Source organism: Paenibacillus agri (assembly GCF_013359945.1).
GTDB classification, from domain to species: domain Bacteria; phylum Bacillota; class Bacilli; order Paenibacillales; family Paenibacillaceae; genus Paenibacillus_AQ; species Paenibacillus_AQ agri.
This window is the reverse complement of sequence record NZ_JABWCS010000200.1, coordinates 107,080-123,353: the sequence shown is the minus strand read 5'-3', so window position 1 is coordinate 123,353 and position 16,274 is coordinate 107,080. Positions and strand designations below refer to the sequence as shown.

At 48.4% G+C, this 16,274-nt stretch carries 8 protein-coding genes, 1 pseudogene and 1 other annotated feature; of the genes and pseudogenes, 1 reads left to right on the top strand and 8 read right to left on the bottom strand.

From position 1 onward, the window contains the following. Positions 1-331, bottom strand: a pseudogene (locus HPT30_RS08605) (YVTN family beta-propeller repeat-containing protein); the annotation flags it as partial. Between the two features lie 229 nt (positions 332-560). Beyond that, positions 561-781: a binding site (T-box leader), on the top strand. 44 nt (positions 782-825) lie between these two features. On the opposite strand from HPT30_RS08605, the gene HPT30_RS08600 reads away from it, so the two are divergent. Continuing rightward, on the top strand, positions 826-2,700 hold the full coding sequence (locus HPT30_RS08600; RefSeq protein ID WP_175370986.1) for an arginine--tRNA ligase: 1,875 nt from the start codon (positions 826-828) through the stop codon (positions 2,698-2,700). A gap of 106 nt (positions 2,701-2,806) precedes the next feature. Here HPT30_RS08600 and HPT30_RS08595 read toward each other — a convergent pair whose 3' ends face one another. The 7 genes from HPT30_RS08595 to HPT30_RS08565 all read right to left on the bottom strand — a co-directional run bounded on the left by HPT30_RS08595 (position 2,807) and on the right by HPT30_RS08565 (position 16,145). Then, positions 2,807-3,556 carry a response regulator transcription factor gene (locus HPT30_RS08595; RefSeq protein WP_312876319.1) on the bottom strand — a complete coding sequence of 250 codons (750 nt, stop codon included), beginning with the start codon at positions 3,554-3,556 and terminating at the stop codon, positions 2,807-2,809. Between the two features lie 31 nt (positions 3,557-3,587). Continuing rightward, positions 3,588-5,315, bottom strand: coding sequence for a thiol reductant ABC exporter subunit CydC (gene cydC, locus HPT30_RS08590; RefSeq protein WP_175370985.1), 1,728 nt, complete (start codon positions 5,313-5,315; stop codon positions 3,588-3,590). Further along, complete coding sequence (cydD, locus tag HPT30_RS08585) at positions 5,312-7,087, bottom strand: thiol reductant ABC exporter subunit CydD (RefSeq protein ID WP_175370984.1); 1,776 nt, start codon at positions 7,085-7,087, stop codon at positions 5,312-5,314. Before cydD ends, cydC begins: the two co-directional genes overlap by 4 nt. Positions 7,088-7,102: 15 nt before the next feature. Continuing rightward, positions 7,103-8,116, bottom strand: coding sequence for a cytochrome d ubiquinol oxidase subunit II (locus tag HPT30_RS08580; protein WP_175370983.1), 1,014 nt, complete (start codon positions 8,114-8,116; stop codon positions 7,103-7,105). Continuing rightward, complete coding sequence (locus tag HPT30_RS08575; RefSeq protein ID WP_175370982.1) at positions 8,116-9,480, bottom strand: cytochrome ubiquinol oxidase subunit I; 1,365 nt, start codon at positions 9,478-9,480, stop codon at positions 8,116-8,118. Before HPT30_RS08575 ends, HPT30_RS08580 begins: the two co-directional genes overlap by 1 nt. A 1,105-nt stretch (positions 9,481-10,585) precedes the next feature. Then, on the bottom strand, positions 10,586-13,927 hold the full coding sequence (locus tag HPT30_RS08570) for a GH36-type glycosyl hydrolase domain-containing protein (RefSeq protein ID WP_175370981.1): 3,342 nt from the start codon (positions 13,925-13,927) through the stop codon (positions 10,586-10,588). Between the two features lie 19 nt (positions 13,928-13,946). Further along, positions 13,947-16,145, bottom strand: coding sequence for a glycoside hydrolase family 3 N-terminal domain-containing protein (locus HPT30_RS08565; RefSeq protein ID WP_175370980.1), 2,199 nt, complete (start codon positions 16,143-16,145; stop codon positions 13,947-13,949). Positions 16,146-16,274: the final 129 nt, after the last annotated feature.

Here is a 16,274-nt window from a genome sequence, read left to right as displayed (position 1 = left end):
GGTGTGCAGTTACCAGTTGCCCTTCAGCATCAACACCCCATACTGAAATTTGGATAGTGTCGTCCAGTCCATCCAGCGGGGTTTCGAAAATAAACTCGAAACCGTCAAAGTCAGCAAAATAGTCTCTTGTAATAACCTGGTTCGGGGATACGGACAGTACTTCACAGACATACTCCGTTCTTACTCCGTTCAGATAATAACCGTAAATTTCAACGGAAGCGGCAGTATCTGAACTTCGATTGTCGATCTTTACCGTCAACTGTTGAGTCGGTCTTATCCCACTCACCGGCGATACCGCATTCTCTATCGGCCCTGTTGATAAAAAACTCATTGCTCCAACTCCTTTTTAATAGATTTTGAAACTGCGACACTATCATTATCTCTAGCATTCATAAATCAGTGCCTCGATATAGTAATATTCGATATTGTTACGGTCGGTGTGGACGTAAATAACCATGCATTCAGATATAGATAAAGAATTAATTTCCGAGCTGTTTGCAAGAAAAGGGAAATGGCTATTGCATTCTTGGGGAAATTGGGTATACTTAGAAAAATTAATATGACAATCGATGATCGGGAGAGTAATTATGGGATTCCAGCCCTCAGCGAGCCGGGTAAGTGAAAGCCGGTGCGGAACTTATAATGAAGCGCACCCGTGAGATGGACTTCTGAACATAACAGTAGGAAGTCCCGGCAGAAGGCCGTTAACCTGTGAGGTGGCTGGACCCAAGGTCCGGCAACAAGAGTGGTACCGCGAGCGCTAACAGCCCTCGTCTCTTTTTTAGAGACGAGGGCTGTTTTTTATATCTAAAAGGAGGAGTTATCATGTTAAGCAGCATCATCAGAGAAAGCTTGAATCAAAGTGTATATAATGTATGCGATACGCTGGGTGTGGCCTACTCCAGTGGTCCCATCCCTATCCAACAGCCTGCCAGTTTGGAGCATGGCGATTATTCCACCAGCATTGCCCTGCAGTTAGCCAAAACTTTGCGCAAGGCGCCTATGGTCATTGCCGAACTTATTGCAGCAGAACTTGAACAGCAAGGTAACGCCGCAGGTCTGTTCAGCAAAGTGGAGGTTGCCGCTCCCGGATTTATTAATCTATCGATTCACTGGCCGGAATGGGCGAAGCGTTCGTTCGACCTGCCGACGTCTTTAGGAGAGAAGGTAGTTGTCGAGCATACTTCCATTAATCCTAATAAGGCCGCACATATCGGCCATCTCCGCAACTCCTGTATCGGGGATACCTTGGTGCGCATACTGAGAAGAACAGGGAAACAGGTAGAGGTGCATAACTATGTGGATGATCTTGGTAACCAGCTTGCCGATACGGTGGTGGGATTACAGAACATTCCGCTGGAAGGTGATTATGTCCGCTTCGGGGATTATTGCTGGGATGTCTATTCGCAAGTGAACAAAGCGTATGCTCTTGAGCCTGAGATGATAGCAAAACGGTCAGACACCCTGCATGCCTTGGAAGAAGGCCGGGGAAATACAGCCTGGCTGGGTAATCTCGTAGCGGAGCGGATCGTACGGGAGCATGTAGAAGAGATGAAAGGCTTCGGCATTAATTATGATCTGCTCGTCTGGGAAAGCAGCATTGTCAGAGAAGGTTTCTGGTCAGCTGCATTTGATCTCCTGTCACAGACTCCAGCTTTCGTTCAAGAAACAGAAGGCAAGCTTGCCGGATGTTGGGTGCTAAAGCAGAACAGCGGAGAGACGCCAACGGGAGACGCAGAGAGTGACGAATACCATGCTGACAAAGTGCTGGTACGCTCCAACGGGATTTTAACCTATACCGCTAAAGATATTGCCTACCATCTCTGGAAATTCGGACTATTGGAAAAAGACTTCTCCTACAGCGAATTTTCCGCTGGTTTATGGACGACGGGCATGACTGGCCACACCCTGCCTTATGGCAAAGCAAATGCTGTCATCAATGTTATTGATAACCGGCAGGAATATCCGCAGCAGATGGTGAAGCAGGCGCTGCAGGTGCTCGGCTACAACGAGCAGGCCGGTAAGTTACATCATGTAAGCTACGGCGTAGTTTCACTAAGCCCGGCTTCCGCAGCCGAACTGGGCATTGATGTCTCTGACGGCAAAGGCTCTTATGCCATGTCGGGCCGTCAAGGCATTGGCGTGAAGGTGACGGACTTGATCACTTTGATGGAGAGTACTATTGAAGAAAGCCGTTCCGATAAAAGCGGGCTGGACAGCCGTATCATTGCTCATGCCGCCATTCGGTACTACCTGCTGCGCTTTAATCTTGGCACCGAGATTGTCTTCGACTTCCGGCAGGCCACTGAGATCTCCGGCAATACCGGTGTCTATCTGATGTACACCTTTGCCCGGGCAGGAAGTGTGCTTAGCAAAGCTGAAGCGGCCGGGATGTTGCAAGAGCCGGGAATCCCCGTTCCATTCCCGGGCACACCAGAAGCTGCGGAAGCAGCATTACTGAGACATCTAAGCGCTTGGATGGATACCCTCCAAGAGGCTGGACAGAGTCTCGCGCCGAACCTGATCTGTACCTATGCCCACACCTTGGCTACCCTGTTCAATAACTTTTACTCGCTCTGCCCGATCCTGAAGGGAGAAGCAGACAGCATGAGATTCCGGGTCTGGCTGACTGGCAAGTTTCAGACCACGCTGGGTGATGCGCTGAACGTATTAGGTCTTCCTGCGCCAAGCAGGATGTAAAAGGTTCAAAGGCTAGAAATTGAATAGGCCATCCATCAATAACCTAAAAAAGTCTCTGGGGCGTTAGTATAACGTGACCACAGAGACTTTTTTAACTTACTATTATTCAAGACAAAGATTGCTCAAGACAGCGGAACATATAACCGTGTCCCCATAAGGTTTGAATGAACTCATTTCCTTCCGCGGAATGGAAAGTCAGCTTTTCACGTAATCGCTTGATATGGGTATCGACTGTACGCCCATCGCATGTTTCCTTCACCGGCCACTTCCATACCTCTCTCAACAATTCTTCTCTGGAGAATACTTTTTCCGGGTTGGTAGCTAGAAAATACAGCAGATCGTACTCCTTGGGCGTCAAGTGAATTTCATTTCCTTGTACCCGTATACGCCGAGCACTGGGCTGAATCAGAATTCCAGAGATCAGTATTTCATTGCTTGATGAATCATTAACATGAGATATGTGGGTTCCGGTCATACGAGCAACAATACTTTGTATACGCAGTAGAACCTCTCTTGGACTAAACGGCTTGACGACATAATCATCAGCACCCGCCTGAAAGCCCTCAATGCGGTCTCCTTCTTCGGCGCGTGCAGACAAAATAACAACCGGAACGTCCCCGCTATCCTTAACATATTTGCAAATCTCCAGCCCACTCATATCCGGCAGCTCGTAGTCTAGTACGATCAAATCAAAATTTCCATGCACATAATATTCTCGAATCGCTTGAATGCCGCTGGCAGCCTCATCCACAATGAAATTTTCTTTCTCGAGATAATTTCTCAGCAATGTACGGACCCGATTATCCCCGTCTACTAACAGAATTCTTTTTTTCAAATGATGAGTCAGGTCGTTCACCTCCGAATCTCTTCATCGACACAGCGAAACTTTATGCCCGATCTTCTCCAACCATCTGCCGCTCAATCCCCTTCATCTCATAGAAGTAACCTTGTTGCTCCATAAGCTCTGAGTAGGAACCTCTTTCTACTATCCTCCCCTGATCCACCACTACGATTTGATCCATTTGGTCCAGACCGATAAGCCGATGGCAAATCAGCAGAAGTGTATCTTCAGCCGCCTGCTCGTAAATATGCCCGAGAACACGCTGTTCTGTGACATAATCCAGAGACGAAGTAGGTTCATCCAATATCCACAGTTTTCCTTTCCGAAGCATTACTCGTGCAATAGCCAAACGCTGTTTCTCTCCGTCAGACAAGTTCTCACCATTCTCATATACCAAATCACTTAACGATTTATTGGGAAGCCCTGCCTTACCCAGGGTCTCAGTCAACACTTCATCAGAATAATCTTCACCTTGGAGCAACAGGTTCTCTCTAAGGGTTCCACGGAAAAAATGATTATGTTGTAAAACTACATTTGCCGCGGCCCAAATGCTGGTTTCGTTCAGATCTTCGAGCAGCACATCGTTTATCCGGATCTCCCCTTCAGTTGGTTTACGCAGCCCCAGCAGCAGATCAACAATCGTTGATTTTCCCGAGCCGCTCGGCCCGACAATTGCCGTCTTGGAGCCTGGCGGAAGTTCCAGCGAAATGTTCTTTAACGCAGGACGCCATTCCCCTTCATATTGAAACGCAATATCCGATAGCTTAACCGAAACACCTTGTTGAACAGAGAGCAGTCCACCTGAAGGTGAAGATTCCTCCTTAGCGGCCTGAACCGTTTCAGTAAGCCGATTAGCAGCATGTTCACTATCCTGCTTATATGCAGGCAGTGTAGCCATTGCCGCAGCTTCTTCAAATACTGTGAGCGAAGCCATGACCAGCATGGCAAGAAATACGCCAGCCAGTTGGCCCTTCATAATCAGACTAGCACCAAGCACCAATACCCCCCAGGAAATTAAAAACGTAACAAAGGTATGCAGGGATTGGCCCAGGAGCAAATGACCCGCTTCTCGCCGTTGCCCGGCCGCTAAATCTGCTGAAATATTCTGAAGCTGTTGTTCCCGCTGCTTCAATTGACCATATACTTTTAATTCACGAAAACCATACAGAACCTCGGTAAACTCTGTTGACAGTGCTGCCCGCTGCCCGCGCACATGACCCACTATTTTTCGCTGGCCGATCAGGACGATGGCAGGAACAACAAAGGCGACGACGATCATCCCCAGCACGAATAACGCTGCAATCCAGATGGAGAATACCGATGTAAACAGGATCGTTGCCAAAAAAACCATAACGACAATAACCGGCGGATAGGCAACGCGTAAAAAATAAAATTGTAGGCTCTCCACATCCCCCACGATCTGGGCAAGCAGGTCTCCGCTGCGCTTTTTGTTCAATACACCTGGTGTTAAGGGAATGAGCTTGGCAAAAAAGGTTGTCCGTAACCGGCTTAGCATGGAGAATGTCGCGCGATGGGAGTACAGGCGCTCTCCATAACGGCTTCCCGCACGGAGCAAGCCCAGCATTTTAACCAGCGATGTCAATACAATCAAGGTATACAGGGGCGGCATGAATACAGTCTGGGAGATCAGATAGCCGCTTGTGGAAAAAAGAAACACTCCGGCAATGCCGGCAATAAATCCGCCGAGAATGGCAATAACAATATCTTTTCGCTCCTGTATCATCGCTTTGGACAGAATAGCCAGATCGTTCATGCCAATCCCCCTTCTCTTTGAACCTGGATCATCTCGGCATACTGAGGTAGAGTCTTCAGAAGCTCGTCATGCCGGCCCGAACCTACTAATACGCCATTATCCATAAATAGAATGTTGTCAGCATGCTGTATCGTATATAGCCGATGCGCCACCGTAATCATTGTCGCCCCTTGGGCTAGTGTATTTAAGGACTTCTGCAGAATGCGCTCCGTGTACAGATCCAAACCTACCGTTGGTTCATCAAAAAGGATCAGAGACGGCCGCTTCAGAAAGGCACGCGCCAGAGCCAGACGCTGCTGCTCGCCTCCGGACAATCCTCTCCCGCCTTCACCAACCAAGGTATCATAGCCATGCTCCAACTGGGCAGCGAGGTCAGCAAGCCCAGCCTCTGATGCTGCCCGCTCGATTTCTGCTCTGGACACATCACGGCCCGTACCTATGGCAATATTCTCAGCGAGTGTACCTGCAAAAATATACGGGTGCTGCGTAATATAGCTCATTCGTTCGAACCACTCGGATTCTGCGAATTGCGAAATCAGATTGCCGTTCACCAGAATCTCACCGGAATCCGGTCTGAGTAAGCCGGCAATGAGATGAAGCAGAGTCGTTTTGCCTGAGCCGCTTTTGCCCACAATCGCCACGTTCTGGCCTTGTCCAATCGTTATAGATGGTGTGCACAGTTCAAACGAATCAGGAAGATAACGGAATCGAATGTGATCCAGCCCGATGGACGGAGGCATGACAATGGTATCCAGACGGGATTCACCACTCCTTGTTCCTTCCTGTTCTTCTTTCAGTCCTTGACTTTTCCCATCCGTTTCCACCATCATCTGTTCAACCTTCCGGATCGCTCCCATGCTTGTGCGGCCAGTATGAAAGGCTGTTCCTGTATTTTTGAAAAGACTGTAGTATTCAGGAACAAGAAGAAGGATCAAAAAGGCTGTATGAAAAGTAATCGATTTATAAATAAGCAATTGGATCGCCAGCTCCAGGGCAACAATACCAATGCTTAGCATCACAATGGTCTCCAGCATAAACGTGTTCGTGAACGCAATTCTCAAGATACTCATCGTTGCATCCCTGTATCCCATACTGCTGCGTTCAATTTCTTGTTGCTGGCGCCGGGCCTGCCCGAATATTTTCAACGTCACCAGTCCTCGAACCGCGTTGAGAAACGTACCTGAGAATTCAGCCAGCTGGGCATATTTCTCCTCAGATTTGTTCTTGGTCTTTAGTCCCGCCAGAATCATGAATAAAGGGATAAAGGGCGCTGTGCACAGCATGATAAAACCGGAATTGGCATGCTGGGTAAATACAACTATTAAAATAAGCACCGGAATCATAGAAACTTCGATCATACGGGGCATATATTGGCTGAAATAGCTGTCAGCCTCATCCACGGCATCCAGTGCAATACTCACCTTCTCCCCTGCTTGTCCACGAATGGCCGAAGGAATGGAGGCGTGAATCATATTCTGTAGCAGCGCTGACCGCATATTTCTTTTCGCGGTAGCAGCCATGTTGAGGCCAATCCTTCCGTTTCCATAGGATAAAAGACTCCGTACAGCCATAACTGCCAGCAGTGCTCCCAGCAGAGCAACAACTGACGAAAGTGCTTCCCCTTGTACAAAGATCCGCTGGACTGCATCCGCTAGCAGCACAGCCTGGCCTACAATAGCTACGCTGAGCCCTAGAGAGAGAATTGCGAGGATAGCGAGGCGATTCCTTTGCACAGACATTTGCTGAGATATCAGACTTGTTTTCCCCTTCACGTTCCTTCCCCTCCTTTAATGTTTCCCCTTTACATAGTCCGCATCAAAGAGAAAAAGTCTGAAAACAAGAATAAGTGAAGGGATCAGCAGACATAGCCCTCCGACAAAAACAATAATTAAGGCGAGACCCATAGCCGGCGAAGTGGCACTGTTCTGGATCGTAATGTAAGGATCAATGATATAGGGGTACTGCCCAATACCGTACGCAAAGAAAGCGCTGAAGAATTGCAACATGACACATATAAATGCCAGACCGTAGCGGCGCCCATTGTACAATAGCCACATTGCCGTCATAAAGAATCCAACGGAAATCGCCAGCAGCCACCATAGATCCATCATGTTTTGAAAATGACGCGAATTGTGCTGGCCAAGGTATATAAAAGCAGTCAGTGCAATAACAATGGTCGGTGTACTCCAAAACAGAGCATAGCTCCGCATCAGCTTCAAGGCACCGGTATCCTCCGCACGGGAGGCATAAAAGGTCAAAAATGCACTGCTGATGAACAAGACAGAAACAATCGCCAGTCCAACGATGCTCCAGGATAACGGGCTTGAAAACAACGCCCAGTAATCAAGCGCAACACTATCCTGACCTTTTACAATAAATCCGCCCTCAGATAAGGTGAGCGCTACCGATAAGGAGGCCGGAATAAGCAATCCGGAAGCACCGTATAGAAACAAGTACACTATGCTGCTCTTGGCCCCATAGTTCTCAAAGGCATAAAATGATCCGCGGATAGCAAGCAGAATCACAGCAATGCTTCCCGGAACAAGCAACGCTGAACCGTAGTAGTAGGCCGTATCAGGGAAAAAACCGACCATACCAATATAGAAAAAGATAAAGAAGACATTCGTAATCTCCCAGACGGGGGATAAATAACGTGAAATCAGACGATTAATCAAGTGGTCCTGCTTGGTCAGGCGAGCGTAGAAAGCAAAGAAGCCTGCGCCAAAATCAATAGAAGCTACTATTAAATAGCCATACAAGAACAGCCAGAGCACCGAGATGCCAATCAATTCATAATTCATTACGCGTGCTCCCCTTCTTCTGTAGTGAGATTGCGTTTATCCTTCGCCCACTTTTCCATCTCGACTTCTGGCGGATTATTGTTAAACAAGCGTCTTAACACAAGTACACACATGATCCCCAGTACGATGTAAAGGAGCAGGAAGAAGAAAAATAAAATCCGCACATTGGGTGAAGAGGTCGCTGCTTCATCCACACGCATATATCCCCGGATGATCCAAGGCTGCCGTCCCAGCTCAGCATAAAACCAACCTAACTCGACGCCCATAAAAGCAAGCACTCCACCTAGTGCTATTATTCGAAGCAGCCATTTATTAAGCTCATTACGCTTCTTCCAGAAGACAAAGAGAAAATAAAGCAGGGAAATCGCCAGTAGTGCAAATCCGATTCCGGCCATCGCATCAAAGAAGTAATGAATGAGCAGCGGAGGCCATTCCTCTTTCGGGATTTGATCAAGCCCTGTGACTGTTGCATTAAAATCTCCAAAAGCCAGGAAGCTGAGAACTTTCGGAAGATGAAGTGCACCTATGACTTCATGCTCCGCATTAAGGAAGCCGAGTAAAATCAAATCTGCGCCCTTTTCCGTTTTAAAATGCCATTCCCCGGCAGCCAGCTTTTCCGGCTGATGCTCAGCCAAAAATTTAGCCGAGACATCCCCTGCCAACGTGTTGAGCAAGCTGAATAGTAAAACTACCCCCATCATAAGTTTCAAGGCTTTTTTGTGGTAAGGCGTAACGCCTTTTCTCAGCATGGTTATAGCTGCAACACCGGCCAAGAGAGCGGCTCCTGTCAAATAAGCGGAGCTTAATACATGAAACACCTTGGAGAAGGTTGCAGCATTCAGCATGGCCTGTAACGGATTAACGGCTGTGAATTGCCCGGCATTCATGACAAAGCCTTGCGGCTGATTCATAAATCCATTGACCGTTGTGATAAACACTGCGGACATCCCTGCTCCCAAGACAATGGGAATCATCAGCAGACAATGAATATATGGATTTTTGAACCGGTCCCATGTATACAAATAGATTCCTAGAAAAATAGCTTCAAAAAAGAAAGCAAACACTTCCAAAAATAACGGAAGCGCGATGACATTGCCCGCCATTTTCATAAAATTAGGCCATACCAAAGCTAGCTGTAATGAAATTGCGGTGCCTGTCACAACACCGACTGCTACGGAAATAACAAATCCTCGTGACCATCTCTTGGCCATCAGTGTATAGTGAGGATCTTGTTTGCGGACACCGATCAACTCGGCTATGGCAATCATCAGCGGTATGCCGACGCCAAGTGTTGCGAAAATAGCATGGAACCCCAGGGTCATCCCTGTAACCAGCTTACTCCAAAATACCGTATCTACTCCCATAGGCTAATGCCTCCTCTCAAGCTCTGTTCGTATAATAAATATCAGAATTATGCTACTCAGCGTCCCCGTTCTGTTTCTTTCATAAACCCTTTTTTGACCTCGTAATGGGCTAATAGAGATTTTTTTCACAAGATAGACAAAAAGGCTTCCCTGCACCCCTGCGTCTCTGCTTTTCATATTATGAATCCTGATATTCAAAATTATTATATCTTCAATTTGAAACAATTCAATTGAGGTCACGACTTCGTCTTTAAACGTTCAAGAAAGGATCAACTCTTTCTGACAACTACGTGAACATCATAAAAATAACCCGAACGGGCTATTGATCGATCCTTCAGAGCCCTCAAATTCTGATTACCCCAATGTCTCCCCGGCTTCAGCGGCAAGAACATGATTTGTAAGGCATATTTGTAGGACATCTCTCAATTAGAATCTTGATACAATCGGAACGGCTGGAAATTCCGATCTTATCGCTAAAACTTGGCATAATATATACGAGAAGCAAGATCGCTTCGAAGATGTATTCCCAACAGACTTTGTTCTAACTTAATTTTCTAATTTATATAGATGAACAAAAAAGAGGCAATTCCGGCTGGCCAGCCAGGAATCGCCTCTTTTTTTAGTTATATACAATCGAACAAAAGAAATTAACAAAGAGCTAAGATGAGCTAACGGAGAAGTTTGGAACTACAGGCGCAAAGCTCTCGCCTGAATGCTTTCCATAGGAGAGCTCGCATCGGTTCATAGACTGTCTGTCGACAGATTTCAACCACTAGAAGCGGTATAGTCCGCTTCACCAGTTGTCTTAACTGTGAAAAAGAGGGCTCCCTCTCCAACTAACAGCATTTTTGTACCTTATTTTTCTTCAATATAGGTAAATCAGGGGAATAAGGTCATAATTGTATCTTAATTTCCGAAAAGGTACACTGGATGGACTATTTTGGAAAATTTAAGGTACAATATTGCACTTAATCTCCACTAACCCCTAGCTGCAGAGGATTTAAGGTACGAAAATGCCGTTAATTACACTTCAATCCTTCTTATATAAGCTCTCTTATTTCTTGGCTATGTTTATTCCTTTAATGCATTCCATATAGCATGCTTTTTACAGGTAGATCTCTACGACATTGCCCTCAGCTTTGCTGAACTGGTCATAGTCTTTACGATCGATGCGGACACCACCGCTGCGGTAGCGGTTGTGGTTGTCTTTGGTAGCTACATCGTTGCCGTTCACTGTAACCCGCGAAATCTCTCCACCTGTCAGATGATAGATGAAGTCCACCTTGGCTCCAGCATATTCAAAAGCAAACTTCATGCCGTCAAGCGACTCCGGCAGAATCGGATCGAGGATCAGATCCCCGCCTTCTTGGCGAATACCAAGGGCGTTGGAGATCAGCTGGTTCATGTAGATCCCAGGACCGCTGGAATAGATTCTCCAGCCGCCTTTTACCGCAACCTCACCGGTACGCAGCTTGTCAAAGCCTTCTTGCGCTTCATAACGAGTATTGAATTTACCGTCCGAACTACTGAAGTAAGAATTCGCTTGGCGCAATTCAGCATTTGGTACTACATCACGGATACCAATCGGGTTGATGGCAGCCAGTCCACTCCAGACCTGATCATTCTTGCCCAGCTTAGCCATCGCTTCCACGTAACGTATATGTGCATGCACATATTGAAGTCCGATTTCGCGGCCGAAGTTCGAAGCCTGCTCTGCACGTTTGAAATGCTTACTGACTCCGCCGACATATTGAGCCGGACGGTTCATCAACCGCACGCCGTCAGGGCAGAACAATTTATCCTGAATCACCGCATAATGTGCTTCAGCCTGTTCAGGCGTCAGCAGTTCACTGATCATGCTGCGTGTCATCGGCAGGAGACGATATTGAATCCCTGTCTCGGTGTCGCTAGGATGTACCATCAGCTTCACTTGTTCCGGATCTTCCATGTAGAGGAAGCCAGGGATAACTTCGGATTGCAGCATATGTGTGTTGAAGTCTTCACGGATGCCTTCGGCCAGCTTGCCAAGCTGCTGTGCAGTGTCTGCATCAACAGCCTCCAGTACCTTGGAGAAGCGGTTTAGCGTCTGATAGGTCAGAGCAACCGTCCAGCTGCTCACCATGTATTGCTTAAGCTGCGGGTTCGCAGGCTGCAACGTATCATCCCAGTCTCCGTCGCCGTAGGAGGATAGATGGGTGTCATGCAGGAAATGGCTTTGAATATAGCCGATCTCCTTACGCGCATGATCCAGCAGGCTTTCAGTCTCCTCCGTGAAGTCGAAGCTATGTTTACGGGTGTATGGAAGCTGCTCCTGCAGGATTCCATAATCACGAGTAACCGCCAGGTAATCTCCCAATACTTTGAGCGGCCAAACGATAATATCGCCATGGCTCTCTTCCTGTTGAATCTTCGTATACTTATCGAACATGAACCATTGCGGCCAGTTGCCATCATCCTCATATTGGTGAGCGAAGATGGTCAAGATGATCTCACGAACTTGCTCATACTTGTGCGTAGCCATGAAGTATTCAACAGGGCCTTGGCAGACGTCACGTGTTCCCCATGCCGCGCCGCCGTACTGCTCCAGACCATGCGGAACGGAATAGTGAACCAGCATATTATGCGTGTACCACCAAGCAAGCGCGTTTACTTTGAACAGTTCGCCTTCTTCTCCGTTTTTATCGCTCAGATGGAACCCGTTCATAACACCGGTATAGAATTCACGATAAGAAGCAATCTCCGCTTCCACTGTCGTTTGACGTTCAGGTAGGGCTTGTCCGTCTAACAAACCTTGAATACTCAGGGTCCATTCTGCACTAGACGACAGTTCCAGAACAGCTAGTGGCGCCTTCTCAGGAGCAACGCCGCTAACCAGCTTAGACTCATCGGTCAACGACAGCTCAGCACCTTGCAATTGGAAACGGTACTGCAGCTCAGGATATACGTCAGCGCTTAGCGATTCGCTGTCAGCCTGGAAGATGATACTGCCATTCTCCTGCTTTACCTTGTAAGCCAGTTCATATTCGTTGACATTCATCGTAATTTGGTTCGTTACCAAATAACGATAGGCTGTACCGCTCTCTGCCCGAACATTCAGCAACAGCTCAGGTTCATTCGCTGTCGTGTAGTTCGTAATAATGAAGACCTCATTCTCGGTCTTGTAATGCCAACGGGCATAGTTGAAGCCAATCTCGAACAGGGATGGCATAGTCAACAGTCTGTACTGCCCATCGATTTGTACATAAATACGCTGACCTGATGTTTTAGCAATATTCAGCGCATTTCTAGGATTGGTCATCAGCTTGTTGAAATTCGTGTTGCCGATAACGACCTGGGAATTGAAAATTCCGTACATATAAGAAGTAGTAGTAATGACCTTATCGTTGAGACGGGCATTGTCCCCGCTCATCAGAATATGACCATGCGGACGCTCTACCAGCAGTTCTTTTTCCTTCAAGACTACATGCTCATAAGTATCCGTGAAGAAGGAGAGTAGCGTATCCCCTTCCCACTCTTCTTGATGACGAACCGGGTACAAGGCATTGATCTCTTCCGTAGTCAACGACAGGGCGGCCAATGGCGCTCCAAGCTCAGACGTTAAGGCAGGACGTTCAGCCGCTGCTCCGCTTTGGACTTCGGCATCTTTTACCGCATTCCATGCGGCAGTGATCTCGTCTGCGAATTCCAGTCCAGTCACTGCATCCTGGTGATTCTCCTTGAACAAACCGTAGAAGACAAAGCGGGCATTACCGTCCAGCTTCACCCGTGCGGATTGCAGCGCCGTATAGGCAAACTCATATTGATATACTTCATTCGCCAGCTTCTCGCGGCTTAAAGATTCAGGTTCATTCGTCTCCTTATAGGACAGGCCGAAGAATTGGAACCCGTCCGTCGAGAATCCGGCTGCTCCGGTCAGGGAACCTTGCTGTAGATACGGGAATTTCCCGCCTTGCGGCTGGTTCTGTCTGGAGCAAACGACGTAACCTTTAGTGCTATCTTCGAATACCGCATGGTCAATATATTGCGACAAATATGCTTCATTACTGCGTACCGCGCCGATATCGGCAATACCGACATCCTGACCGTACACCAGATCAACCTCAACATCGCTACCTGTCAGTGTTACATCCCAGAACCAGATACTGTCCGAACCCAGGGTGAAGACCACTTGATATTCCACATGTCCGGCTTTGCCTTCCCAAACCACTCGGTTGCCATCCTGGCGAACCGTGCTGGAAGAACGGATGCCTAGCAAAGGAAATGCTTGAATGCCTCCATCAAGGTGCAAACGCAGATAAAGGTTGGACAGCGCGCCATCCAGCAGACCGGACAAAAGCTGGTTGATCATCGTCCGTCCGTATGAAGCTTTAAATACATCCCCGCTATTCAGAAAAGTAAACGACAGTTCTCCAGTACTCAGGGAGATGTTAGTGTTATTAGTTGTCATTCCTGATCACTCCTATCCTTTACGACAGCACATGCCGTATATTTTCTACTGCCGCCTTCTCCAGGCGGAAGCTGTGGCTCTTCACATCTCGGCTGTTTGGACCGACGAACAATTGGAATTGTCCCGGATCACTAACAAAGCTGAGATCACTATGGTGATAGCGAAGCTGTTCTTCTGTAAGTGTGAAGTGAATCTCACTGCTCTCTCCAGGCAGGAGACTAACTTTGGCAAAGTCCTTCAGTTCCTTAACAGGTCTTACTACTTCGCCTGAAATATCTCGAATGTAAAGCTGAACAATGTCTTGGCCAGCAACCGTTCCGGTATTGGTGACAGTCACCGACACCTGAAGCGGCTGATCCTTGGACATGATACCCGAGGATACGACGGGTTCACTGTAAGTAAAGGTTGTATAACTAAGACCATAGCCAAACGGCAGCAGTGGTTCATTCGGAATATCGAGATATTGCGAGACATAACGTCCATCGGCATCCGGCGAATCCACAGGACGACCTGTGTTGAAATGGTTATAGTATACCGGGATTTGTCCCACCGATACCGGGAAGGACATACTAAGCCGTCCTGAAGGGTTCTCATCGCCGTAGAGCAAGCTTGTAATTGCCGCTCCTCCTTCACTACCCGGGAACCAGGCTTCCAGGATGGCGTCTGCTGTCTCATATACACCGCCGAGATCAAGCGGACGTCCGTTGAACAATACAACAGCGATTGGCTTGTCCAGTGCCTTCAGGCGAAGCAGCAATTCTCTTTGCGCTTCCGGAAGACGGATATCGGCGCGGCTGCCCGCTTCACCGCTCATTTCGGAGCTTTCCCCGAGTGCCAGCACGATAACATCTGCAGCCAGCGCAGCGGCTTCCGCCTCCTGCCATTGCTCTTCAGTCATAGTCTCTATGCCTGAGCCTTCAGCTACGGTAATATGATCCGCGCCAACCCGTGCGGTCATCGCTGTCTCCAGCTTGACAGCATCCTCCATGGAGCCCGTCCAGGACCATGGACCAAGAATGTCACCGCTGCGGGCGAATGGACCAATCAGGGCCACCTTCTGATCTCTTGAGAGAGGCAACACCCCATCATTCTTCAAGAGCACACTGGATTTAACAGCCAGCTCACGTGCGGCTGTACGGTGCTCCTCGCAGAACACTACCTCACGCTCAGCCTCTGGATCAGCAGCACGATAAGGATTCTCGAACAATCCCAGCTTCTGCTTCAGCTTCAGAATGCGCAGTACAGACTCATCAATCAGCTTCTCATCCACCAGGCCGTCCCGCACAAGAGCAGGCAATTGGTGTACATAACAAGCCGTCATCATTTCAATATCCACACCGGCGCGTATAGCCTTCAGAGCTGCCTCGGCTTCATCCTCAGCAACACCATGCGGGATCAGTTCCTTCACTGCGCCCCAATCGGAGATCAGGATCCCGTCAAAGCCCCATTCTTCACGCAGCAGTTCGCGCAGCAGCTTCACATTCCCGCTGGCCGGAATCCCGTCAATGGTATTGAACGAGGTCATCACCATTTCACAGCCTTCATCCAGCGCCGCACGATAGGCCGGCAAATAATATTCACGCATATGGCGTTCAGACAAATCTACCGTGTTGTAATCACGTCCGGCTTCAGAAAGTCCATAAGCGGCAAAATGCTTGATGCAGGCCGCCACGCGGTCCTTATCCCCTGCCAGATCGCTTCCCTGAAAGCCGCGCACAAACGCGCGGGCGAACAGACTATTCAAATGAGGGTCCTCGCCTGTGGACTCCATCACTCTTCCCCAGCGCGGGTCACGCACCAGGTCAGCCATCGGCGCATAGGTCACATGTACCCCCGAGACCGCAGCTTCCTTAGCAGCAACAGCTGCGCTGCGCTCCGCTTCTTCCAAATCCCAGGAACAGCCAATAGCTAGTGGCACCGGGAAAATAGTCTTGAAGCCGTGAACGATATCAGCCATCATCAGCAGCGGAATGCCCAGTCTGTTCTTACGCAGATGAGCTTTCTGCACGGCAATCACTTGCTCCGCCCCTGCCAGACCAAGCACAGAACCACTGCTCTCTATCATTTGATCTGTCATGCCCATTGCTTCCATCGGGCCAGTAATCTGCCCTCCGCTCTCCGCCCCTTCATAGAAGTTAGCGGCTAGCTGTTGTAATTGAGCAATCTTCTCCTCAAGTGTCATCTGATTTAACAAGATGACCAGTTGCCGATCGTCCATTTCAAATCCCCCGTTGTATGATTTCTATATATAATGTCTAATGGAAGAACCCGGGTGCAGCAATTCGCACCCGGGTTCTGTAGCGGTTCGGCCCGGGCGAGCCCGGGAAGACGGGAATCAATACTTTCC